Source organism: Mucilaginibacter sp. UYNi724, assembly GCF_054057495.1.
The window spans coordinates 95,808-121,553 of sequence record NZ_JBSRZI010000004.1 but is presented as its reverse complement, the minus strand read 5'-3'; the positions used below and the strand labels follow the sequence as shown (position 1 = coordinate 121,553).

17 protein-coding genes and 1 tRNA gene are annotated in these 25,746 nt (G+C 43.2%); 2 read left to right on the top strand and 16 right to left on the bottom strand.

Going from position 1 to position 25,746, the window contains the following annotated elements:
* Nucleotides 1–11 precede the first annotated feature (11 nt).
* The 14 genes from ACVW0P_RS07915 to ACVW0P_RS07850 all read right to left on the bottom strand — a co-directional run bounded on the left by ACVW0P_RS07915 (nucleotide 12) and on the right by ACVW0P_RS07850 (nucleotide 18,199).
* A complete protein-coding gene (locus ACVW0P_RS07915) occupies nucleotides 12–1,142 on the bottom strand; it encodes a Gfo/Idh/MocA family protein (protein ID WP_457131594.1) in 1,131 nt (376 codons plus the stop codon).
* 16 nt (nucleotides 1,143–1,158) lie between these two features.
* On the bottom strand, nucleotides 1,159–3,441 hold the full coding sequence (locus ACVW0P_RS07910; RefSeq protein WP_457131593.1) for a GH92 family glycosyl hydrolase: 2,283 nt from the start codon (nucleotides 3,439–3,441) through the stop codon (nucleotides 1,159–1,161).
* An 82-nt stretch (nucleotides 3,442–3,523) separates the two neighbouring features.
* A complete protein-coding gene (locus tag ACVW0P_RS07905) occupies nucleotides 3,524–5,026 on the bottom strand; it encodes a RagB/SusD family nutrient uptake outer membrane protein (protein ID WP_457131592.1) in 1,503 nt (500 codons plus the stop codon).
* A gap of 24 nt (nucleotides 5,027–5,050) precedes the next feature.
* Nucleotides 5,051–8,458: a SusC/RagA family TonB-linked outer membrane protein gene (locus ACVW0P_RS07900; protein WP_457131591.1), complete on the bottom strand. Its 3,408-nt coding sequence runs from the start codon at nucleotides 8,456–8,458 to the stop codon at nucleotides 5,051–5,053.
* Between the two features lie 261 nt (nucleotides 8,459–8,719).
* Entirely contained in the window at nucleotides 8,720–9,916 is a 1,197-nt protein-coding gene (locus tag ACVW0P_RS07895) for a FecR family protein (protein ID WP_354431036.1), read from the bottom strand.
* Between the two features lie 93 nt (nucleotides 9,917–10,009).
* The gene (locus ACVW0P_RS07890; protein ID WP_457131590.1) at nucleotides 10,010–10,603 is read right to left on the bottom strand and encodes an RNA polymerase sigma factor; all 594 of its coding nucleotides are present in this window, start codon (nucleotides 10,601–10,603) and stop codon (nucleotides 10,010–10,012) included.
* Between the two features lie 167 nt (nucleotides 10,604–10,770).
* Nucleotides 10,771–11,793: a Holliday junction branch migration DNA helicase RuvB gene (gene ruvB, locus ACVW0P_RS07885; RefSeq protein WP_354431034.1), complete on the bottom strand. Its 1,023-nt coding sequence runs from the start codon at nucleotides 11,791–11,793 to the stop codon at nucleotides 10,771–10,773.
* 115 nt (nucleotides 11,794–11,908) lie between these two features.
* Nucleotides 11,909–12,640, bottom strand: a complete 732-nt coding sequence (locus tag ACVW0P_RS07880) for a polyprenol monophosphomannose synthase (protein ID WP_354431033.1) — start codon at nucleotides 12,638–12,640, stop codon at nucleotides 11,909–11,911.
* A gap of 120 nt (nucleotides 12,641–12,760) precedes the next feature.
* Complete coding sequence (locus tag ACVW0P_RS07875) at nucleotides 12,761–14,254, bottom strand: POT-type proton-dependent oligopeptide transporter (RefSeq protein WP_457131589.1); 1,494 nt, start codon at nucleotides 14,252–14,254, stop codon at nucleotides 12,761–12,763.
* Between the two features lie 115 nt (nucleotides 14,255–14,369).
* Entirely contained in the window at nucleotides 14,370–15,290 is a 921-nt protein-coding gene (locus ACVW0P_RS07870; protein WP_457131588.1) for a hypothetical protein, read from the bottom strand.
* Between the two features lie 66 nt (nucleotides 15,291–15,356).
* Complete coding sequence (locus ACVW0P_RS07865; protein ID WP_457131587.1) at nucleotides 15,357–16,535, bottom strand: acetyl-CoA C-acyltransferase; 1,179 nt, start codon at nucleotides 16,533–16,535, stop codon at nucleotides 15,357–15,359.
* A gap of 97 nt (nucleotides 16,536–16,632) precedes the next feature.
* Nucleotides 16,633–16,803, bottom strand: a complete 171-nt coding sequence (locus tag ACVW0P_RS07860) for an Arc family DNA binding domain-containing protein (protein ID WP_354431029.1) — start codon at nucleotides 16,801–16,803, stop codon at nucleotides 16,633–16,635.
* Between the two features lie 6 nt (nucleotides 16,804–16,809).
* Nucleotides 16,810–17,337: a hypothetical protein gene (locus tag ACVW0P_RS07855; RefSeq protein WP_457131586.1), complete on the bottom strand. Its 528-nt coding sequence runs from the start codon at nucleotides 17,335–17,337 to the stop codon at nucleotides 16,810–16,812.
* 4 nt (nucleotides 17,338–17,341) lie between these two features.
* Nucleotides 17,342–18,199 (bottom strand): SPFH domain-containing protein, encoded by an 858-nt coding sequence (locus tag ACVW0P_RS07850; RefSeq protein ID WP_457131585.1) that lies wholly within the window; start codon nucleotides 18,197–18,199, stop codon nucleotides 17,342–17,344.
* A gap of 115 nt (nucleotides 18,200–18,314) precedes the next feature.
* On the opposite strand from ACVW0P_RS07850, the gene ACVW0P_RS07845 reads away from it, so the two are divergent.
* Together ACVW0P_RS07845 and ACVW0P_RS07840 are read left to right on the top strand one after the other, a co-directional pair.
* Entirely contained in the window at nucleotides 18,315–20,381 is a 2,067-nt protein-coding gene (locus ACVW0P_RS07845) for an HD family phosphohydrolase (RefSeq protein WP_457131584.1), read from the top strand.
* Nucleotides 20,382–20,466: 85 nt separating this feature from the next.
* Nucleotides 20,467–20,553, top strand: a tRNA-Ser gene (locus tag ACVW0P_RS07840).
* A 171-nt stretch (nucleotides 20,554–20,724) separates the two neighbouring features.
* Here ACVW0P_RS07840 and ACVW0P_RS07835 read toward each other — a convergent pair.
* On the bottom strand, nucleotides 20,725–22,302 hold the full coding sequence (locus tag ACVW0P_RS07835; protein WP_457131583.1) for a SusD/RagB family nutrient-binding outer membrane lipoprotein: 1,578 nt from the start codon (nucleotides 22,300–22,302) through the stop codon (nucleotides 20,725–20,727).
* A gap of 33 nt (nucleotides 22,303–22,335) precedes the next feature.
* On the bottom strand, nucleotides 22,336–25,476 hold the full coding sequence (locus ACVW0P_RS07830) for a SusC/RagA family TonB-linked outer membrane protein (RefSeq protein ID WP_457131582.1): 3,141 nt from the start codon (nucleotides 25,474–25,476) through the stop codon (nucleotides 22,336–22,338).
* Between the last annotated feature and the right edge of the window lie 270 nt (nucleotides 25,477–25,746).

The window sequence follows — 25,746 nt, the reverse complement described above, 5'->3', positions numbered from 1 at the left end:
GCGACGAAGTACTAAAGTACTATCCGCTTATTTTCTGCTATTGAACGTTTTGCGGCATCCAGTATCTGCATCACTATCATATTATATTTAAGTGAAGACCTGTCGGCGATACCCCGCTGCCTGTTATTTACCACCTGTTGCAAATAGGAGATAGGGTGGTCATTTGGCGCTAACAATGGCGGAGCAACTGTAGTGGTTGTAGGATGTTTGTCTATCCGGGTAAATACATTGTCCTTGTCTAAAGCATGCATATATCCCTCATCCCCAAATACTTCCAGATCTTTAATAGAGAATGGCCAGTTCCAGGATGCCTCAATAATGCCTGTCGCGGTTGGGTATTCTACAATGATGGTTGCATCATCCTCTACCTTTGGGTAGGTTTGTAGTTTAAAATGGCGGGCCACAGCCGTAACCGCGATGGGTTTTTGCCCGTTCATTAACCAGGTCATCAGGTCGGCGCCGTAGCAGCCAAAATCGTTAAGGGCGCCTGCACCATTCATTTCGGGGTCGGTAAGCCAATTGGTAAAATCCTTACTGCAACCAATCTCTTTTGGCCCCTGGTGCCCATCGTGCACCACCATCTTGCGGATCTGCCCAAGGCTATCCATATTGGCTATATCGTACACGTGCTGGTAAGATGGGTACCACGTGGTTTCGTAATTGGTCATTAGCTTTATATAGTATTTTAAAGCTAAAAATTCCATACGGCTGGCCTGCGCAAGGGTAGCTGCCAAAGGTTTTTCTACCATAACCGAAATGCCCAGCGGTGCACAAACCTCAACAATGTCAATGTGTTTGGCAACCGGGTTATAGCCCAAAACCACATCCGGCTTTTTTGTGGCGACCAGTTTTTTCAGGTCGTCGAAAAAAATTGAATCGGGCAGGTTGTATTGTTTTTGGTAGCGTGCACGCAGTTGTTTATCAGCCTCGGCAATGCCTACAATAAGTACTTTGCCGTCGCGGTAATCGCCAAGGATGTTATGTACATGATCATGAGCCAACCCTGCTATACCTATCTTTTGGGTGCTAAGTAAAACAGGTGTAACAGTTGCTGTTGGCGTTAAAGGTTTAATGGTAGGAGTTACCTGCGCAACCGACTTGAATGTGCCCGATACAAGTATCAGGCACATTATAAGCTTCATGAATTTTATGATAGAATTACTTCTCATTTGACAGCGAATAAGGCACGTCTGCAGCTTTAGTACCTCTTGCCTTGTTAGGCACAGCCGACATGTCAAAGTTTAAAACCTGGCCCTGCTGTAGCGCTTTGTGGCTTAACCAGTTGTTTGTATATGGTTTACCGTTAACTGTAAGGCTGGTTACGAACCTGTTTGCAGGGCTGTTTTTTGGCGCGTTGATAGTAACAGTTTTGCCGTTCTCTAAAGTTAGGATCACTTTTTTGAAGAGCGGCGCGCCTAACACATATTGGTCTGTGGATGGGGTAACCGGGTAGAAGCCCATTGCCGAAAATACGTACCAGGCAGATGTTTGGCCGTTATCCTCGTCGCCACAGTAACCATCTGGTGCCGAGTGGTACATTTTGTTGATCACATCGCGTACGTGCAATTGGGTTTTCCATGGCTCGCCCGAGTAGTTGTACAGGTAGGTCATATGTTGAATGGGTTGATTACCATGCGCGTACTGGCCCATGCCTGCTATCTGCATCTCGCGGATCTCGTGGATAACCTCGCCGTAATAGCTATCGTCAAAAATAGGGGGAAGACTGAAAACCGAATCCAGTTTTGCACTGAATTTTTGTTTGCCACCCATCAGGTCAACCAGGCCTTGTATATCATGGAAAACGCTCCAGGTGTAGTGCCAGCTGTTGCCCTCGGTAAAGGCATCGCCCCATTTAAACGGATTAAACGGCGATTGGAATTTACCATCCTTATTTTTACCACGCATTAAACCGGTTTCCTTATCAAACAGGTTTTTGTAGTTCATACTGCGTTTGCGGTAGATCTCCGTTTCGGCTGTTGGGCGGTTTAATGCCTTACCCAATTTGTAGATAGTGAAGTCGTCAAAAGCATATTCTAATGTACGGGCAGCATTCTCGTTTATTTTAACATCGTAAGGTACGTAGCCCAGAGTGTTGTAGTAATCTACACCGTCTCTGCCGGTAGCTGCAGGGCCATCGTTATTGGCGCCATGTAACAGGGCTTGATATAATGTTTGGATATCGTAACCGCGGCCACCTTTTAGGTAAGCATCTGATACTACGGCGGCGGAGTTGTTGCCCACCATTACATCAGAGTAACCGGGGCTGCTCCACTCTGGTAGCCAGCCACCTTCTTTGTAATCATTAACCAATCCGGCTTGCATTTCTTTGTTGATAGATGGGTAAACAAGGTTCAGGAACGGGTATAGGGCCCTGAAGGTATCCCAAAAGCCTGTACCTGCAAATTTGTAGCCCGGTAATATCTGGCCGTTTTGCGCGCTCCAGTGTATTGGTTGGTTCTTGGCATCCAGCTCGTACATTTTATTTGGGAAGAACAGCATGCGGTAAAGGCAAGAGTAAAATGTTTTTACCTGCTCTACCGAACCACCTTCAACAGCAAGTTTGCTTAAAGTTTTGTTCCAAACATCTTTTGCTTTTTGCTTGGTTTGGTCGAAGTTATCATTACCTACTTCCCTGTTAAGGCTTATTTCAGCTTGCTCAATGCTGATGAATGATGAGGCTACCCTCATGTTTACTTTTTCGCCCTTTGCAGTTTTAAAACCAATAACAGCCATAGCGTGCTTGGCATCAAGTTCTAAACCATCTTTAAGCGTGGTATCGCTGTAAACCTGGGCCGTGGTAATTGGCTTATCTACATATATAACAAAGTAGTTCTTGAAGTTTTTAAGCGGGCCGCGCGCGTATTTGGTAGAGTAACCAACTATCTTTTTCTCGCCCGGGATAACTTTTATGTATGATCCCTTATCAAACGCATCAACAATAATGTACGAGTTGTTTGATTGGGGATAAGTAAACCTGAATTGCGCGCTACGTTCGGTAGGAGCAATCTCGGTAGTAATATCATGATCGGCAAGGTAAACGCTGTAATAGTATGGTTTAGCAATTTCCGCCTTGTGCGAGAACCAGCTTTCGCGGCCTTTTTGCGATACCTTAAGCTCACCTGTTACCGGCATAATAGCAAACTGCCCGTAATCGTTCATCCAGGGTGATGGCTGGTGAGTTTGTTTAAAGCCGTTTATTTTGTAGGCATCGTAGGTGTATTGCCACCCGTCGCCCATTTTACCTGTAGTAGGTGTCCAGAAGTTCATGCCCCATGGTAAGGCAATGGCAGGGTAGGTATTGCCGTTACTCAGGTCGTATTTTGATTGTGTACCCATCAACGGGTTGATCCATTCTACCGGATCAGTTACTTTGGCTACCTGCTGTGCAAATGAAGAGGCTGCAAACAAAAAGGTACTTAAAAGTAGAAATCTTTTTTTCATGTGTCAGTTAAAGTATAATAGATGTAAACCGGCCGTAAATATAAAAGACTGGCGGGTATTGCCAGTCTTTTATATTGTAAAATTATTGCCAACCTGGGTTTTGTGTCAACTTGGGGCTTGTATTTATCTCGCGTTGTGGTATTGGCCACAGGTAATATTGAGATTTCATGGTAATACCCTGCTCATTTGCCGTTGATGTAGCTTCAGCAAATGTACCGCCTGGTACAACGTAGATCTTATGCGTACGCTGGATATCAAAATAGGCTTTATCCTCATAACAAAGTTCAAGATAACGTTCTTTCCAAACTGCTTCGCGGAACGCTGTTTGAGACAAAGCGCCGTACGGAGCAAGTTGTGCGCGGCCGCGGATAGCTTCGAGCGCGGCAATAGCTGTCGCATTAGGGGCGCCGTCTGCTTCGTTTTGCGCTTCGGCGTAAATTAGCTGGGCTTCGGGTAAACGGAACAGCGTCCAATTCTCGTCACTTTTACCATTACCTAAAGCACTCTCTACATGGAAAAATTTGTAAAGCGCGGGTTTCTCAAACGTAATTATTGTTGAGGGGTCTTTATCTTTCGGATAGCTGCTGTAGAAAAACTCTCTTTCTTTAGCGCGTTTATCACCGGCAGGGTAGCTGGCAATAAATTGCGTGGTAGGGAGCATAGCGCCCAAGTGATCGCCATAAGCACCAACTTGTAAGTTAAAAGGAATAGTTAACTGCGGTATGGCGTTTTCTTTAACACCCACCAGGTAATTGATCTGGAAGATCAGCTCGCCTTGATTTTTGTGGGCGTTATCATGCAAAAATGCATAATCGTTAAATAAGCTGTATTGTGTTAAAACTGGCAACACTTCTGCAGCAGCTAACGCGTAGTTCTCTGGTTTTTGCAAAGGATAACCTGCCATAGTTAAATAAACACTGCCTAATAATGTACGCACTGCACCTAACGACACACGGCCGGTTTGCTCAGTAGCGGGTAAGCCTGAGTCTTTAGCGGCTTTAAGGTCGGCAACTATCAGGTCATAAACAGAAGCGATAGGCGAACGCTCAGGATAAAGGGTTTCGCTGGTGATGGTAACCGGTTCTGTTATCAAAGGCACATCGCCGTATAACCTTACTAAATGAAAGTAAAAGAAAGCCCTCATGAAGTAAACTTCGCCAAGCAGTTTTTTCTTATCAGCATCCGGCATTGTAATGGCGGGAATGCGTTTAAGCGCTACGTTAGCATTTGCTATGGCTGCGTAACTGTTTGACCACACTGTTTCAAAACCCGGGTTTGTGGGGCTTGTAGTTTGGTTTATTACCTGCTTATTATTCACACTTTGCCCAAGCGTTGTTGCATGGCCTGCAAAAAGCTCTAAAGTAATGAACGGGCTCTCGCCGTAAGCATCACCATTTTGAAACATGTATAAATTTGAATAAATACCGTTTACAAATGTTTGCGCCTGCGAAGCGGTGGTAAAGTAGTTTTGGTTATTAAAGTTATCTCGTCTTTCTTCGTCGAGGTATTTTTTGCAACTGCTTGCAGATGCCGTAAGGATAAGTAATAATATACCGGCCCTATATTTTTTTAAGTTAAACTTCATAATAGTATATATTAAATGGTTTAATTAGAAACTAACATTTACACCAAGCAGGAATGTCCTTGGTTTTGGATAATCGTAAAACTGGATGCCCTGGGTAAAGTTGCTGCTACCGTTGTAGGTAGAAACCTCTGGATCGTAACCTGTGTATTTTGTTATGATGAAAAGGTTTTGGGCTTGCGCGTAAACTCTTAATCTGCTTACCTTTAATCGTTTTAAGATATTATCAGAAAAATTGTAACCCAAAGTAACCGACCGGCCACGGATAAAGTTACCGTTTTCTACCTTGGTAGAGTAGATCTCAGTTTGGTAACCTACGTAAGCAGGGCGGGTTTCAGCTATTGATGTGTTTTGATGATCAGGTGTCCAGGCATCTAATACAGTGGCATAGCTGTTGGCCTGGCCTGTACGGTCCTGGCCAGAGTGTTTGGTTAAGTTCATGATCTGGTTACCGTAGTTGAACTGTAACTCGATACCAAGCTCAATACCTTTATAACGGAAGTTGTTGCTGAATGTACCAAAACCATCCGGGGTTGATTTACCCAGCACCTCGCGGTCATCTGCGGTGATTTTTCCGTCGCCGTTCAGGTCTTTTATCTTAAGGTCACCCGGTTTAAGGCCATTGTAAGAGGCTGCTTGCGCGGCTTCTGATGTGCTCCATGTGCCTAACACGGTGTAACCATAAAAGCTACCCGGTGATAAACCAACCCTCATCAGATTAAAGTTTGATAAGAAGCTCGGAGGTAGAAAAATATCATCATTGTTTTGACCAAGGGATAAGATCTTGGTGTTTAAGAATGTGATATTGAAATTGGATGTCCAACTAAAATCTTTTGATTTAATATTAGTGGTATTAATGGCAAGCTCGATACCTTTATTTTGCAATTTACCAATATTCCTGAACACATTTGGAAAACCGCTTGTCTCTGGTATTGGAGAGTTAAGCAATAGTGCCTGCGTTTTTTTTACGAACGCGTCAGCCTCGATGTTGATACGGTTATTGAAAAGTCCTAAAGATACCCCAAAGTCAATCTCGGAGTTTTTCTCCCATCCTAGTTGGTCGTTACCAATAGATGTTTGGTGGGTACCAATTGCTTGTGCGCCACCAAATACGTAAGGAGTTGTTTCAATGTTTGCTGGTGAACGGTATTCGCCAATCTCAGTGTTACCGGTTAAACCATAGCTTAATCTGAATTTAAGGTCAGATATGGTTTTGTTATCCTTAAGGAATGACTCTTGCGATGCTCTCCAGGCTAAGGCTGCTGAAGGGAAGAAACCGGTTTTGGTATTACTGCCCAAACGTGATGAACCATCCTGGCGGCCCGTTACGGTTAATAGATATTTCTCTTTTAAATTATAGTTTAAACGCGCAAAAAACGATTGCATTTGCCATCCATCATAGTTTGAAGTAGGGATGCCGGGGATTTGTCCGGCGGCAAGGTTGTAATAACTATAAAAATTATCAGACAGCGTGCTGGTTGATGCACCAAAACCTGTTTGTTTAAAGTTTTGACGCTCGAAACCTGCTACAAGGTTTATCTTGTGGATACCCGCAAAGGTTTTATCGTACGTGAAGTAGTTTGACCATTGCCAGAAAACGTTGTTGGCTTCGCGTATTGATGCCGAACTATAATCCTGGCTTGCAGATGCACCACCAATTAAACCTGTTTGCGAACTTGGGTAGTAGTTTGCTGATGTAGTAACACCCAGAACACTGCGGAACTGCAAACTTGGTAAAATGTTAAAGTTGGCGTAAGTGTTACCGCTAAATACACGGATTTTGGTTAATTGAATATTCTCATTTGCCTGCGCAACCGGGTTGTCGCCACCTTCAAGGTTAGGGTAGTCAGTACGTTTACCATAGCTGCCATCGGGGTAACGGATAGGGATGATAGAAGGCATCTCCACTAACATACGTGGTATGTTATTACCACCTGTGCCGTTATCCTGCGCGCGGCCTTCCTGGGCGTTATAGTTTAAAGTAGCTCCTACTTTTAACCATGATTTTATCTGGTTATCAAAAGTTAAACGTGCGTTGTAGCGTTTTAAGTAGCTGTTAAGGATGATACCCTGATCATCAGCATAATTTAAAAAGAAACCGTAGTTCATTTTTTCGCTGTTGCCGGTAAAACCCAGGTTATGGTTTTGGCTAACTGCTGTACGGGTAGTAGCATCTTGCCAGTCTACGTCATAAAGCGGTTGCAGGTTAGCGTCAAACAGCTTACCAATAAGCGCTGTGCGGATAACTTTTGGATCTTTAGATGCATAATTACCTGCTGCCCAACCCGTAGGATCGTACTTTTGGATATTGGCGTAGCCCAGATCTTCAATAGCTAAAAATTCTTTAGCATTAAGCACATCCAGCTTTTTAGCCATTTTGCTAACGCTTACATAGCTATCATAGCTAACAGTACCCGCGCCGCCTCTTGTCCCACGTTTAGTGGTAACTAAAATAACGCCGTTTGCACCACGTGTACCATAAATAGCGGTTGATGACGCATCTTTCAGTACGTCGATAGATTCAACGTCATTAGGGTTGATGGCATTACCGCCTTCTGTCCAAACCACGCCGTCTACCACATAAAGTGGGTCTGTATTCGCGTTAAGGGACGTATAACCACGGATGCGGACTTTTGTAGCGCCGCCCGGTGCACCCGAGTTGCTGGATACGTTTACGCCGGCAATTTTACCTGCAAGCTCCTGCTCAAGATTGGTTTGAGGCCTTTCCTGCAATGCCTTGCTGCCTACGCTACCTACCGATCCGGTAAGGTCTACACGTTTTGAAGTACCATAACCTACAACCACTACCTCGCTTAATGCTTTTGGTGCTTCAACCAAAGTAATATCAATAGTTGCGCGGTTGTTAATTGGCTGCTCCTGGCTGGTGTAACCAATAAAGCTGAAAACCAAAGTGCCCGTACCTTCAGGTACGGTTAACTTGTACTTACCGTTAACATCTGTACTCGTGCCTGTTGTGGTGCCTTTTAACTTAACGTTTACGCCCGGTAAGGGGCCTTTAGCATCGCTTACAGTACCGGTAACGTCAACAGCTTTAATTTCAACAGCGTTGTTATCAGCGTCCTTCTTTTTTACTACAATAGTTTCCTGGAAAATTTTGTAGGTGAGGGGCTGATCTTTAAACGCGATAACCAATGCCTGGTCAACGCTTACTTTGTCAACATCGATATTGATGCCGCCTGCTTTTGATACATCGTTTTTATCATACATGAAATGATAACCTGTTTGTTTCTCAATAAGGCGTAAAACTTTTTCTACAGAAGCGTTCTTTTGGCGCAAGGAAACAGTCTGGCTGAATGTCTTTGCGCTCACATTGGTAAGGGCTGCAATTATTAAAATGGCAGTGAGTTTCATAACCAATATTATTTTGGATAGTTTAGACCATGCCAAAGGCACAGCCTTAGAATTAAAATTCATAAGTTTGTTGTGTTTGGGTTAAACATTAACTTTCAATTCGTCGATTGCATGATTATGGGGCCCAGGCATTTTAGCCGGGAAAGTGGGTCGAAACACTTCCCGGTTTTTTTTATGCTTGAAATTTGCAGCTCGCTAATGCACCGCTGCTATCGGGGCCACCTCGTGCTTAGCTGTTGGGGTGTATTTTTTTCATCATAATGGAGTTTTTGTGAGGTGAATAATTGAGTATATTGATATTGTTTTTTGGCTTGTTTAATGGCTTTACAGCACTATAATTTCGTTTCCTTCAATTTTTAGGTTAATGCCGGTGTATTTCAAAATATCTAAGAGTACTGAAGCCTTTACATTACGCGATATCCGGCCGGTAAAAACCTTATCAGGCACTTTGCCTTTGTACGTAACATCTACTGCGTACCAGCGGGCGGCCTGGCGCAGTATGGCGTCAATACCAACTTCGCGAAACTGAAAAATGCCGTTCTTCCAGGCGGTTTCGTCGTCTACGTCCACACCGTCAACCACTTTGTTTTGGCCTGATCTTTTGATCTGGGCTTGCTGGCCGGGTTTAAGTAGCGCGCTGAAAGTGCCGCTGGTAATATTTACCGCACCTTCAAGCAGAGTGGTTTTCATGGTTGCCTCGTCATCATAGGCCATTACATTGAAGTGCGTGCCTAAAACTTCTATATCCGCGCGGTTTGTTTTAACCTTAAAAGGCACAGCAGCATTTTTGGTTACCTCAAAGTAAGCCTCGCCGGTAATTTCTACCTGCCTTGTTTTGCCGGTAAAACGGGTTGGGAACGTTAATGATGATGCTGAGTTTAACCAAACTTTGGTTCCGTCTGGCAAAACCACCTGGTATTGGCCGCCACGTGGGGTGGTAATCGTATTTATCGATGGTAAAGTTCCGGCATCGGCCAAAGCTGTTGTGTTGTAAATTACCTGTCCATCAGCAGTTTTCTTAATCAGGGTTGTGCCTTGTTTAGCGAGGGTGCCGTTCTCGGCATTATCCAAAATAATGGTTTTGCCGTTTGCGAGGGTCAGCAATGCTTTATTACCGCCGGGCAGGGCATCATTATGCGGGCGTTTTACTTTTGCTATTTGTGGTTGCTGCGCTGCTTTTTGTGGGTGCAGAAGGGTGTAAACGCCAAACGTTACAACGATCAATAATAAAGCTGCCGTGGATATTTTACCCCAAAGAAATATATTGTTGTGAGTTTTTACTTGTTTGTTCAATCCTTCAGCGCCTAAAATATTACTGAGCATCTGGCTTGTTTTATTGTTATTGAACAAAGGGGCATCGGGTCTAAGATCATCCCAGGCCTGGCGGATAAGCATTGAAAGCTCTTCATCGCTTGCGCCAGCATTTATTACAGCAAATAGTTCGTCGCGCTCCTTTGGAGTGGCCGTTTTGCTATAATAGTGATCAAAAAGGTATCTCAACCTTAACCTGGATGTTTTCATTAAATGTTGTTCAATAACTGGTAGTGTATAAAAGCCGGGGAACTTTTGTTATATGACACCAACGGAGTTAAAAAAGGGGGTATTGCTTCGTGGTTATTTTTTAAAAAACATCGCGGCCAGTATAATTATAGCCGAAATATCAATATTCGACTGTACAAAACTGGTGATAGAATGGGTGGCACCCTGTAAATACTTTTTTACAGTTTCGCGCGAGAGTCCCATTTGGTTGGCTATCTCATCGTACTTTAATCGGCTGTGGCGGCTAAGCAAATATACCTTTTGCTGCTGTGGGGGCAAGTGGTCGATAGCCTGATCCAATAAACTGTAATAACCCTCCAGCCCCGGGTTTTCTTCGGGTACCAGGTTAGCGGCGTTCTCTTCTATGGTTTTTTGGTGTACACGTTCCTTTGCCAATTTGCGCAGGCAGTTTAACGCATGGTTTTTGGAGATAACAAATAAATACGCTCGGAAATTGTGGATGGTTGTTAGCGTTTCGCGGCTTATCCAAATCTTTAAAAATACATCTTGCACCACCTCTTCGGCCAATTCAATAGAATCGGTAATGCGGTAAATGTGTGTACCTAAAAGTTGATGATGGGTGTTGAACAGTTCACTAAACGCATGTTCATCGCCGCTGGCAACTTTCAAAAGCAACTCTTTTTCACAAGGTAAAATCAAGTCAGACATAGGCCTTAATTGGTGCTGGCAAGTAATGGAAAATATCCTACAACTGCAACCCAATAATGCTTAAATGTTAAAAAATTATCACCCGGTGTAAAAATGACACATTTGTAATTGCTTGATTTTTAATTAATTAATCGTTACAAAAAAAGATTGAGAGAAGATTTAATTTGTTAAAATAGTGAGGGGTTTCCACCCATTTTTATTTTGCCCAAATGCCTGTAAGCGCTTTCGGTAGCCTCGCGGCCCCGGGCTGTGCGCATTAAAAAGCCTTCTTGGATCAAAAAAGGTTCGTAAACTTCTTCTATGGTGCCTTCTTCTTCGCCCACGGCGGTGGCAATGGTTTTTAACCCAACCGGGCCGCCTTTAAACTTATCGATAATGGTAGATAAGATCTTATTATCCATTTCATCCAAACCATGTTCATCTACATTCAATGCGTTCAAAGCATACTTGGCAATCGCGGTATCAATGTTACCATCGCCTTTTATTTGAGCAAAATCGCGCGTGCGGCGTAACAGGGCATTGGCAATACGTGGCGTACCACGGCTTCGGCGGGCAATTTCGTAAGCGCCCTCATCGCTGATAGGGGTACGCAAAATGGTGGCTGAACGTAATACAATTGTAGTAAGTAATTTGGCATCGTAATATTCCAGCCTGCTGTTAATACCGAAACGTGCACGTAAGGGGGCTGTCAATAAACCTGACCGTGTAGTTGCACCAACAAGTGTGAATGGGTTAAGAGAAATCTGTACCGAACGTGCGTTAGGGCCGCTCTCGAGCATAATATCTATCTTAAAATCCTCCATCGCCGAGTACAGGTATTCCTCAACCAACGGACTTAAACGATGGATCTCATCAATAAAAAGTATGTCGCCGGTTTCTAAACCTGTAAGTAAGCCTGCAAGATCGCCGGGTTTATCAAGCACCGGGCCGGATGTTATTTTAATACCCACGCCCATCTCGTTAGCGATGATGTTAGATAGGGTGGTTTTACCTAACCCTGGAGGGCCGTGCAATAGCACGTGATCCAACGCTTCGCCGCGCTGACGGGCAGCCTGTACAAAAATGCGCAGGTTTGCCATTATTTTATGCTGACCGGTAAAATCTTCAAACGCCTGAGGCCGTAATACTTTTTCTATATCACGTTCGGTTGGAGAAAGGCGTTCGCTATCCGGGTCGAGGTTCTCGTTCATGCTATTTATTTCGGATTTCAGATATTCGATTTCGGATTTGGTTAGCGTAAAGTTAAGTTAAATTAAGGTTTCGGAGAATAAATTCGAAGTCGAACATCCCGAAATCCGAATTTTATTACCCTTCCGGATACTTCCTGAAAATGCTGTTGATCTTCATTTGGATAACCCCAAAGAATGCCTCCTTGAAAATACCTTTAGACATTTTAGAGGTGCCAGCGGTACGGTCGGTAAATATGATGGGTACTTCGGTTACCTTAAAGCCATGCTTTATTGAAGTGTATTTCATCTCAATCTGGAAGGCATAGCCCACAAACTTTATTTTATTCAGGTTTAGGGTTTCCAGCACCTTGCGTTTGTAACACATAAATCCGGCGGTGGCATCCTGCACATCAATCCCCGTAATAAAACGCACATAAACCGATGCAAAAAAACTCATTAGCACGCGGCTCATGGGCCAGTTTACCACGTTAACACCTTTTATGTAGCGCGAGCCAATGGCAGCATCCGCTCCATCTATACAAGCCTGGCGCAGGCGTAAAAGATCATCAGGGTTGTGGGAGAAATCGGCATCCATTTCAAAAATAAAATCGTAATGGTGACTAATAGCCCATTTAAAACCATGGATATAAGCAGTGCCTAAACCTTGCTTGCCAGATCGTTCCTCAATAAATAATTTACCGTTGTATTCCTGTTGTAGCTGCCTTACGATATTTGCTGTACCATCTGGCGACCCATCATCAATGATAAGCACATGGAAATCATGAGGAAGTGTAAACACCTTGCGGATCATTCGCTCGATATTTTCTTTCTCGTTGTAAGTAGGAATAATGACAATACTATCAGGCACAGTAGCTGTAGATTTTGGGTTTTCTTAAGGACGCTGCTAAAATAATTTAATTTTAAACGGCTTTAAAATAAAAAAACAGGAAAGTGGGATACTTTCCTGTTTTTAAAAGTAATATTTTGCTTACAGTCGTTCGGTCTCCGATGCTACCTGATTTAATATAACAGGGTCGGTAATGTAGTTTCGTTCTTTTAGGCGCGGTGAAATAATTAAGAATGCGATTATAAACACGCATATAAATGCCACAAAAAACCATTCATAGTTGGCGCCTTTTAAAGCGGTTGCCCACCAGCCGCCATCTTCAATAAGCCCGTTAACAACGGCAGTAATTAGGTTGCCGAACGATACCACCAGGAACCAGATTCCTGTCATGGTGCTTTTCATTGATTTTGGTGAATGTGTATAGGCATATTCCAAACCTGTGATAGATACAAGCACTTCGGCTGCCGAAAGTACCATAAAGGCAAATACCTGCCACCAAATAGAAGGCGAGCCGCCATGATCAAGGCTGGTATGGATAACGCCGATTACCACAAACGCTAACGCCGTTAACACGAGGCCGGTACCAAGCCTGCGCAGTGGTGTTGTTTTTAGTCCGCGTTTATCAAGCCATGGATATATTACGTAGTTAAACAGCGGGATAAACAGCAGCAGGAATATAGTGTTAAAAGTTGACAGCTGACCAGGATATATGGTGAATGAAGTAAAACCAAGGTTAATTACGCGGTCCATTTTTTCGGCGTACAATGTCCACTCAGACAAACATTGATCCCAAACAGCCCAAAATGCCAGCGCGAAAAAGAATACCGTCATAACCCGATACACGGCTTTTACACCTTCAACGCGTTCCGGGTCGTAGCTTTCTTTGGCAATATCAAGCATTTGCTGCCCCGGTTTGCGTTGGCTTAAGTGCGTTAGTGCATACCAGGTAATAAATACCAGGTTATTACGGTTAACGCCTTGTGGCGGAACCTTTACATACTTTTTACGTCCGGAAAAGAATATGATGGTAGCCAACGCCATCAGGAGCCCAGGGATACCGAAAGCCCATTTAGGCCCAAAGTGCTCATAAGTCCAGGGAATAGCAACGGTAGAGATCATTGAACCGGCGTTGATACTGAAATAGAACCAGCCATAAACTTTTGAAAGCAGATCCTGGTTGGTAGCATCAAACTGATCGCCAACGTTAGCAGATACACATGATTTGATACCGCCGGCACCAATTGCAACAACAAGTAAACCTAATTCAAAACCACTAAGGCCACCATCAAACGTGGCAAGCATTAGATGCCCTATACAGTAAATTATTGATACATACAGGATAAGCTTGTATTTGCCTGTAAACCAATCAGCTATCATACCACCTACAAAAGGCAAAGCATAAGCCACCATTACAAAAAGGTGGTGTAACTTATTGGCGTGTGCATTTGCCTGATCCGTTAACGCGGCATTACCTTCAGGATTAAAAAATTGTTTTACTAAAAACAGTGTAAGTACGGACCGCATTCCGTAAAAACTAAACCGCTCTGCTGCTTCGTTACCGATGATAAATGGAACACTCCTTGGGAAACTCGACTTTGATTTTGCCGGGGTGGCTTCTTGTAAGCTTTCTGCCATACTTATAAAACTAATTTTTGTCTAAAATACTATTATTAAGTCATTCCGGTATTTTATACCGAAATTATTACACAGGGTATCCCCAATGTATTGATTTGTGCGCCGGAATAAAATTTTAATTCTTTTTACGGATCGGAATACTGCTTCTGTCTATAATTGCCTGTGCCTTAGGGTCAACGTAACCTAAGTCTTTATCCTCGGGGATGTTGCGCATATCCAGGTTTTCTACATACACCCAGCGGCCGTTCTTTAATTTGTATCCATCGTAACTCAGGTCGGGGCCAAAGGTTTCGGGGCTGTCTTTCAGTTTCTGATCAGGGGGGGAGAGGTGGTCAAATACGATCAGATTTTGATCGGGCACGTAACGCAACAGCATTGATGCTTGCCTGGTATATTCAAAAACAACGCGCTTGCGGGTTTTGCTATTGCCGTCAAATACAGGCATACCCATGGCAGGTTTATCCTCTTTATCAAATGATAAAACTTCTATCACTTTTTTGGTTGATTTTACATTATTACCTTTCCACCCCAATAAAACGTAATAGGGCTTTGCGGATGCTACACGGATGATCTTATAATACTGCGCGCCATACCATTTACTTGAGTTTGTTACAGAATCCTCGGGATTTTTCAGAAAAGGAGAGTAGTCTTCCAGCGGATGCATCAACAAACTGTTGCCGGTGTTCATTTGCACTGTACCGTAAAACCGGTAGCTGCCGTCCTGGTTCATTACATGCCAGCTTAGTATGCGGAAACGGTTATCGGGCGAGTTAACAATGCTTACTGCCTTTACCGAATCGAAAGGGTAGTTAAACGAATGCGGCACTTTAAGCGCTGCTACCAGCATTCGGATAAACCGATAGTTGGCGTTCTTGCGTTCCATGTCGTCAGGGTCATTGATGAATTTTTTGCCGAGCGATTTAAGGCTGTCCTGGTAAATTTTTAGCTCTTTAATGTCTTTGGCCTCGTCAGAGTGCTGTGCAAATAATGCGCTGAAAGTAAATAGCAGGAAAATGGCAATAAATATACCTTTCATCAAATATTTTTATAATAAATATTAACGTAAAACAAGCCGCTAAATTGTTAAAAAGAAATACGCATGTTATAACAAGTTTTCGATAACCATGGCGCTGGCGCCACCGCCTCCGTTACAAATGCCTGCCGCGCCTAATTTGCCACCGTTTTGCTGTAGCACATGTATCAACGTTACAATTATACGCGCACCGGATGCACCCAGCGGGTGGCCGATTGCCACAGCACCACCATTCACGTTCACTTTGGCAGGATCTAAGTGGAGGATCTTATTGTTAGCTAATGACACTACCGAAAACGCCTCGTTTATCTCGAAAAAATCTATCTGGTCGGCTTCAATACCTGCTTTATGCAACGCCAACGGAATAGCCTTTGCGGGGGCGGTTGTAAAGTATTCGGGCGCTTGTTGTGCATCGGCAAAAGAAATAACTTTAGCTAAAGGCTTAATGCCCATTGCGTCGGCTTTTTCTTTGCTCATTAATATCAATGCTGCCGCGCCATCATTTAAGGTTGATGCATTGGCCGCAGTGACGGTACCATCTTTTTTAAACACCGGTTTAAGGGTAGGGATCTTATCAAATTTTACCGCTGCGGGCTCTTCGTCATTACTGAACAAAGTTACTTCGCCTTTTTTATCTTTCAGTTCAACAGGCGTTATCTCTGTTTTAAATTTACCATCGGCCTGCGATGCCTGAGCGCGTTTGTATGATTCAATAGCGAAGGCATCCTGCTCCTCGCGGGTAACATTGCAGTCAACCGCGCAAAGTTCTGCCGCCGACCCCATATGGTAATCGTTATAAACATCCCAAAGGCCATCTTTGACAAGCCCGTCTATGATCTGCCCGTTACCCAAACGGTAACCGTTTCTGGCTTTATCAAGATAGTAAGGTACATTGCTCATGCTTTCCATACCGCCCGCAAGTATAATATCGTTATCGCCGTTGGCGATGCTTTGTGCTGCCAGCATAATTGCCTTCATGCCTGATGCGCACACTTTGTTCACCGTTGTAGCAGGCAAATAGGGCAAGCCGGCAAATATCGCTGCCTGTGTTGCAGGCGCCTGGCCTAAGTTAGCCGATAACACGTTGCCCATATATACTTCCTGCACATCGGTTGGTTGCAAACCTGCCTTTTCAATTGCCGATTTAATAACCACAGCGCCCAATTGCGTTGCTGATAATGATGCAAGGCTGCCGCCGAAACTACCAATAGGGGTACGGGTGGCCGATACGATATATACTTCTTTCATAAGAAAAGTGCGTTTTATTATAATGGTGAAGCAAATTTAGATTTTACTTTGAATAGTAACGATAGAAATAGAAAATATTATGCATGCATAGTATTTTCTATTCTGAATCTTTCTTTTTGCGGGAGGTTTTTTTGCGGGCTTTGAGGGCCTCCTGCAGCAAATACTCTATCTGCCCGTTGGTGCTGCGGAATTCATCGGCACCCCATGTTTCTATCTCCTTGAGTACATCCGGGTTTATCCTTAATATAAAAGCTTTTTTTTCTGCCATGTTATATTATTGGGTTGCAGCCTGCTGTTGCCGAAGCATAATAATTACCAGGCCCATAAATGCCAGCAATGGCAGGGGCGGGGTGTTGGGTTGTTGCGCAACCTGGTTAAGTGTAACGGTATATGGTTGTTTAAAACTAAAGGCCTTTTGGGTGATGTCTAAAATATTACCCTGCGTATCGTTGATAAGGCTTAATGATTTTGAAAACATCTTTTTATACAGGTATGTCGCCTCGAAGCCGTTGTCCATCTTTAGATTAAAATCGCGTTTCCAGGTTTCGGGCACCAAAGTGCCGATGGTTTCTTCCTCGCCTTTATTTATCAATATTGTGCGGTTAAACCAGCCTTTACGTTTAATAGTAAAAGTTTCTTGCGGGGTTTCTATAATAGCATCGCGTTTAAAGTTTGAGCGGAACCTCAGTTTGGCATATACAAATTGCCCGTCGGTAAGTTCAAACTCGGGTTTCCAGAAACCTATTTTGTTAACCGTTAGTTCAAAAGTGCGCAGTTGGTTTATATCTCTGTACTCGTCCATACTGTTAGTGATATAAAGTACCTGTATTTACAATAGGCGATACGCTTTTATCGCCACAAAGCACAACAAGCAGGTTGCTTACCATAGCGGCTTTGCGTTCTTCGTCAAGCTCGATGATATTCTTCTCTTCCATTTTGGTAAGGGCCATTTCAACCATACCAACGGCGCCTTCAACAATAAGGCGGCGGGCGGCGATAATGGCCGATGCTTGTTGTCGTTGTAGCATGGCATGTGCAATCTCCGGCGCGTAAGCCAGGTGAGAGATCCGTGCCTCCAGTACTTCGATACCTGCACGGTCAAGGCGCTCGTTAAGTTCCTGTACCAAAAGGATGCCTACCTGCTCAGACCCACCACGCAGGGTAATGCTGGCATTCTCATCCTCGATATGATCGTAAGGGAACGAGTTGGCCAAATGGCGCACTGCAGCCTCACTTTGGATATTTACATATTGCAGGTAGTTTTCTACCGCGAAAACCGCTTTAGCGGTATCTTTTATCTGCCATACAATAACAGCGGCGATTTCTATGGGGTTACCAACGCTATCGTTCACTTTTAGCTGCTGGCCGTTAAGGTTAAATGCCTTAAGTGAGATCTTCTTTTTTACAGTGAACGGGTTCACCCAAAAAAAGCCATCCTGTTTAACGGTGCCCTGATATTTACCGAAAAGGGTAAGCACTTTAGATTCGTTAGGGTTTACTATCGCCAGCCCCGGCAGTATAAATACAAAGTTTACTACACATAATATAGCGCCTACAACGGGCTCTTCCCAGTAGAATGAAAGGGCTGCTGCGGCAATAAGCACAAGTACTAAAACAAAGGCTAAATAACCTGATGGCGCTGTGGTGATTTTTTCGGTTTGCATGATATTGTTAGATTTTAAAATGATATCATAAAGATATCAACTTTGATTTGACAAAAACAAGAAAAATAACAGATAACCGAAACTTATATTATTTTTGATTGGATTAACACGCGCTATGGCAAAACTTTCATCGTCCCGGCAAAAGGCATTACTGCGTAAATACGCGTTAAATGTTAAGTTTTTTATGATGTTGGTTTGCGTTGCCATCATTGTATATGCTTTGCCTAAGCAAGCAAAATTTGGGTACGAGTACGAGAAGAGCAGGATCTGGAACCAAAAGGACCTGGTATCGCCCTACAATTTTGCCATACTGAAAACCAATACCGAGATAGAGACCGACCAAAAAGCCGCGCTTGCCACTGTAACGCCCATCTATCAAAAAGACGACGAGATGAGCCTGCAACAGCAGGAAGGTTTTAAAAGCGACTTTGAAGTGAAATGGCACAATGCCGGTTTAAACGAACGGTTAAAAAACACCTACCTGCAAACAGGCTATAATATACTAAAGGCATCCTATGATAAAGGGATACTTAAACTTAACCCAAAGTACCAAACCGCCGGCAAAAACTATCCGGTTACAGTTTTAAGTGCTAATGTTGCCATTGATAAAAACACATCGGACCTTTTTACCCGCGAACGTGCAATTGCCTATTGCGATTTTGAAATAAGCAAAGTGCCCACTCTTGATAAAGCGTTTTTGCTGAACCTCGTTCAGGATAGGCTACAAAATAATCTCACTTACGATGCCAAATTAACCGCCCGATTAGAGAAAGAGGTGATCGAGAACTTGTCTACCACCCGTGGCATGGTGCAAAAGGGAGATGTTATCATAGGCAAAGGATCCGTAATAAACGATGAAGCCTACCAAAAGCTGGCATCCTACAAAAAAGCATTTGAAGATAATGCGCGTACTAACGGAAACCGAAGCCTGGTGCTGTTAGGGCAATTCCTGTTGGTAGGCATTACCATAACTTTATTAATGGTGTTCCTGTACCTTTTTAGGCGGGATATATATGATGATAACCGTTTAGTGAGTTTAATATTGCTGGTTATTACCGCCATGCTGGCTACCCTTTCGCTGGCTATAAAGCTGGAGCTGCCGAATTTCTATTACATACCATATTGTATCGTACCTATCATCATCCGCATATTGTTTGATACGCGTTTGGCTTTGAATATCCACTTGCTGGTGGTAATGATAGCAGGTTTTTTTGTACCTAATAGTTTTGAATTTGCGTTTTATGAGATCACCGCGGGCATGGTATCTATTTATAGCATTAAAAACCTTATCCGTAGGGAACAATTCCTGATCTCTGCACTCATAATCACGTTCACCTATTTCGTTTCCTTCCTGGGGATCTCGCTGGTGCGCGAGGGCACTTTTACTACTATAGACTGGGTGGATTTTATACCATTTGCTGTAAGTGTGTTGCTTACTTTACTTGCCTACCCGTTAATTTACCTGTTCGAGAAGGTATTTGCCATCACGTCAGACATCACCCTTATCGAACTAACCAATACCAATGCGCCTCTACTTCGCGAGATGGCCTTTAGTGCGCCGGGAACCTTCCAGCACTCGTTGCAGGTAGCTAACCTTGCCGAGAACGCCATTTTTGCTATTGGTGGTAATGCTTTATTGGTTAGGGCGGGGGCATTGTACCATGATATCGGTAAGATTCAAAACCCGCTGTTTTTTATTGAAAATCAAAGTTCGGGCTTTAACCCGCACGATAAGCTGCCGTATGAAGAAAGTGCTCAGATCATCATTCGCCATGTGAGCAAGGGGATTGAGATGGCGCGTAAAGCTAACCTGCCCGAGATCGTGATCGATTTTATACGCACCCACCACGGCAATACCAGGGTTGATTATTTTTACCAGTCGTTTTTGAAGAATTTCCCCGAAAAATTCATTAACGAGAATATTTTCCGCTATCCCGGGCCTATCCCATTCTCGAAAGAGGCCGGTGTTTTGATGCTTGCCGACTCGGTGGAGGCTGCTTCACGCTCCTTAAAAGAACCTGACGAAGAATCTATCAGCATACTGGTAGACCGAATTGTAAAATACAAACTGGACCAAAACCAGTTGAATGACAGTAATATAACTTTGAAAGATCTGGAAACCATCAAACAAATTTTTAAGCGGATGCTGATGAGTATTTATCATGTAAGAATAGATTATTAAAAATCTGATTTATTTTTTTGTCAGCTTAAGCTAATTACTATATTTGCAATCCCTGAAAAAGGGAAGACAATTCGGAAAAATCTAAGGTGAGGTGCCTGAGAGGCCGAAAGGATCAGTTTGCTAAACTGACGTACGGGAAACTGTACCGAGGGTTCGAATCCCTCCTTCACCGCTTTAAAGTAAAAGAAGCCTGCAAATCGTAAGATATGCAGGCTTTTTGCTTTGTGCGATTTGTAGTTGCAGATCGCTATATATTGCTAATCCAACCATTTTTCTGATACATCTTTAAAGTAAAAAAGGGCATCCAAATATTGGATGCCCTTTTTAATAGATGCGGGTAATATTATTGTTTATCCCACCAAACACGTGAGGTTAACAAATCGCCACCTGCAACGCCGTTATGCGCAGTGTTGTAGTTGTCTGGGTTGGTTGCTGCCTCGCCAGATGGGTATGGAAACCGTCGCGGTATAGTACCACCTGTTGAGTTGTTAGGGAAGCTTACCGGTGTTAAAACAGGGTAGCCCGTTCTTCTCCAGTTTGACCATGTTTCATAAAAATCAAGCATACTGCAGGTTAATATCCAGTATTGGGTATTAATTTGCTGTAAACCTGTTGCCGCATTGTACGGGTGCGCATCAACATAAGCCTGTGCTGCTGCAGGGGTAATGGTAGCTGCCGCGTCGTACTCTTTCAAGTAGGTTATAGCTGCTTTAACACCTGCATCGTAATGCGTTTTGGCATCGCCGCCTACACTAAACCTTTGTGCCGCATCTGCCAATAATAGTTCCGACTCTGCATACGTTAATATGAAAGTTGGGCCATTCCTTTTTGTAATGTAAGGGCTTGGTGATGAGTAGTCAGGAAAGGTAGTATAGCTTGGATCAGAGGTTACAATATGGCCCGGGGTACCAAAATCTAAACCGTTCGGCATGCCCTTTTGTGCCGAAGCAGTAAATACAGGGTTTGCATTTGGTGTTTTGGTTGCATCATTAGCATATAGTTGTGTAGCTGCTAAAACTGATAAACGCGGGTCATTATTAGATTTAAGATTGTCTATAAACGTTTTTGACCATCTTACATAATAATTTTCCTGGCCGCCATCACCTAATAATACCTGGCTGTTACGGTTAATGGTAGTACGGCCACCTGTAGCATCTGCAACTAAATAAGCGTCATCAGCTTCGGTTAGGGTTTTGCCTGCAACCTGAGTAACAATAGCCTTTGCTTTATCGGGGTTGGTTTTTGTTAAACGCATGCCTAATCTTAGCAACAAAGTGTTACCAAACTTTTGCCATTTAGTTACATTGCCCTGGTAAATTACATCGCCAGATGCGATATCGCCGGCGGGGTCAAGCGCGGCTGTAGCCGCTGTTACTTCGGTAATAAGGCCATTGTAAATATCTTCCTGTTTATCGTATTTAGGATAAAATATTTTGCTGTAATAACCTAACCCTGCTTCAGAATATGGCACGTCGCCATATATATCTGTAAGCCTTTCAAATACTAAAGCACGCATAATACGGGCAATGGCATTTAGGTTTTTGTATTTCGCAACATCCTTGGTCGATTCCACGATATCAACAACAGGTTTTACTTGTTCAGAGTAAGCTTTTTGCCAGTAAGCATCGGTATAAACCTCGTTAAGTAGATATTTATCGCCAGCCCAGTAACCAATTACGGTGGAGAAACCCTGCATCATGGTTGAGCAATAGATAAGGTTTGCACGCCATGTTTCGTAGCTAAAATCGGTGCTGCCGGTATAAGCCAGCTCTGCCGAAGTAAGCATATAGTTAGGGTCGAAGTTGGTTTGATTGTATGACGCGGGGTTTGTGTTTCTTTCCACAAAATCCTTAGTACATCCCGTAGTAAGCAGCAGCCCTGCCGAGATAAGTGTTATATGTTTTAGTAATGTCTTTTTCATTTCTTTTCAGATTAATTTTTGTGAAGCCTGTTATTAAAATTTAACATTCAGGTTAACTCCGTAAGTTCTGGTTGTTGGTACACCACCAAGCTCCATACCAGGTGCAAAAGCCGAGTAGCTCGATTCCGGGTCGATATTATCCGTTTTCTTCATAATGTAGAACAAGTTGCGGCCAACTACACTAATGGTTGCGCTTTTAATTGCACCGTTAAATAACGAAGGGATGGTATAACCAAATGTTACCGAACGGAATTTAATAAAGCTTGCATCCTGCACAAATAATTTAGACACATTATTAGCAAGCGTGCTATAGTAAGAAGCAGCATTGATTGGTTGTGCTGTAGTACCAAAGTTTTTCAGACGGTCAACCATAGTTGCCTGGTGTAAACCGAATACATAACCATAGTAATCTGATGTTGCGAAGATGTGGCCACCCCATTTACCGTCAACTAATACCGACATGCTAAAGCGTTTGTAGGTGAATGTATTGTTGAAACCGGCTATCCATTTCGCGTAAGCAGAACCGTATGATTTAAGATCGCCTCTTTGTGGCAAACCCGTGTTTGGGTCAACAGCGATGTTGCCGCTTGCGTCGTATTTATAATCGTAAGCCATAACTTGTGCTGCAGGTAAACCAACAACGTGCTGTATAAACCCATTTCCACTGCGTGAAGTGGCTAAAAGATATGTATTTGAGCCAGGTGCCAACGCAATAATTTTGCTATTGTTGATAGAACCATTTAAGCTGGTTGTCCAAGTGAAATTTGCACCTTTAAAAGGCCTGCCTGTAATTAACGCCTCAAAGCCTTTGTTTTGCAGTTTTCCAATATTTAAAATTGCACCATCATAACCTGATGTAGCCGACGCGGGAGCAGGAACGATCTCGTTATGAGATTGCTTATTGTACCAAGCTGCATCAATGCTGATCCTGTTATTGAATAAACTTAACTCGGTACCAATCTCAAGTTCTGTTGCATCAGATGGTTTAAGCTGGCTATTAGGAACCGATGAATTTGCAATGCTACCTAATGGTAAGCCATTTAGAGTTGCTCCGAGTGTGTAACTTAATTGTGTTTGGAAAGGCCCTGTAGCATTACCCACTTTAGCATAACCGGCCCGTAATTTACCCATGCTTAACCAGGTGGGTTTAACTAATTCAGAAAACACGAACGAACCGCTTACTGATGGGTAGAAAATGCTTAGTTTATTATCTACACCCGGTGTAGCTAATGATGAGAACCAATCGCTACGGCCGGTACCGGTAAGGTATAAGTAGCTTTTGTAGGCAGCTTCTAAAGTACCGTACACTGAATGTACCTCAAAATCACTTGGGAAATAATTGACAGATCTGTTTTGTGTTGCATTACCTATATTATACACAAACGGGACAGCAAAGTGGTCGCCACCGTTAATAAAAGATTCAACTTTGGTTCTGCGGTAACTTGCACCTGCGTTTGGTGTTAAAGTGAAATCGCTGCTGATCTTAAATGGTTTGCCGATTAACACATCAGCATTCAAATCCTGAAAGTTTGTTACATCTTCAGATATTGAACCTGCCGGGCGGTAGGCGGTACCTGTTGGAACAACACTGGTTGCACGATCATTATAATAATCGCGGCCAACGCGGCCTTGTATAAATGCGCCGCCATCAAAATTATAGCGTAAGCTGGCATTTGTTAACATCCTTGTCCTTTTGGTATCGTTAACAAAATTTTGGGCAGCAAACCATGGGTTAGTTGCATAAGTATTTGCACTGTAACCATATTCGTTACCATTTGCAATAGCGCCATTGCTTACACCCTTTAAAGTGTTGATATCAACACTTGACGGCAGGAACCATGCATTAAAGTTGGGGTTACCTGCGCCATCACCAACGTATGGACGGTTTTTAGCCTGCTCTAAAATATAGTTGGTGCGTGCTGTTACAACTAAACGTTTGCTAATGCTGTAGTTGCCGCTAAAATCAAACGTTTGCCTGTTTAAGCCCGAATTTGGCACAACCGCATTGTTATGCAAATCGCTGGCCGATAAACGGATAGAACCGCCGTCGTATAATTTATTAAAAGCTACACTGTTGGTAAACGTTTGGCCTGTACGGTAAAATTTACCCAGGTTACCTTTTTGGGCAACATACGGCCGGGTAACACCATCAAACTGTACCGCGCTTGTTGCCGCGCTAAATGGGGCGCCGTAACTTGATTGCCCAGACTGAAATGCTTCACTTAATGTTTTAGGTGCGGTGTTTGTAGCGCCTTGTCCATATTCGTATTGCCAGTTTGTTGGGTCGATAATGGTTTCGGCAACGTAGTTTGAGTTAAATTCGACACTGTTGTTTTTAGCACTTTTAGTGGTGATCAAAATAACACCATTTTTTGCGCGGTAACCGTAAAGCGCGGAAGCTGCTGCACCTTTTAGGGTAGAGATGGTTTCAATATCATCAGGGTTGATGTTACTGATCGCATCACCAACATCCGATGAATTATCATACTGACCACCACCGTTATTACGTGGTTTTGTAGCATTTACATCATTACCCGGTGCACTCTCAACCGGTACACCGTTTATTACATATAAAGGTTGGTTGCTGCCCGATAAATTGGCCGCACCACGTATTAAGATATTTGTTGAAGCGCCAGGGCCGCCTGAAAGCGAGTTTACGTTTAAACCTGCTACTTTACCAACCATGGCGTTCATAAAACTGGGTTCACGTGCCTGGGTTAGTTCTTCACCTTTAGTTTCAGTTACTGAGTAACCTAACGAGCGACGTTCTTTTTTGATACCCAATGCTGTTACTACAACCTCGCCCAATTGCTTGGAGTCTTCAATCAACGTAACATTTAAGTCGGCAGTTGACAGCACCTTCACTTCCTGTGTTGTGTAACCCAGGTAGCTAAATACTAATACATCACCAGTTTGTGCATTAATTGTAAATAATCCGTTCGCATCTGTTGGGCCACCGTTAGTTGTGCCTTTAATTTTAACTGTTACGCCGGGTAATGGCTGGCCGGTATTGTCCCTTACAGTTACCTTAATAGGTGCTGCGGTTGATGCATTGCCGGTTGCACGTACTTGCAACCCAAAGTTTCCCTTAATGGAGCCAACATTGTGGTTTGCGGCATAAGCCCCACAAGTAACCCCGGGAAGAAAGAGGATTAGTAAAAATTTTTTTTTCATTTGTTGTTTTGTTAGTTGATAAGAGATTTGTTAGTTTTTGTATGTGATTATTTGTTTGTTGCAACGCTTTTAAAAAAAAATCAAAAAAAGTCCCTGTAGGCTCATTTAAGGCCACTATTAAGTTGGTGCTGGTAAGCATTGCTCAACTAGCGTAATAATTTGATCGGGTGGGCTTGGTTAATTGTTGTTAACTGCCTCGTTTAAAGCTGTGATGCCTTAGTAAACTGCTAAGATTAAACATATTGTGATAAGAATTTGTATTAATTTGGC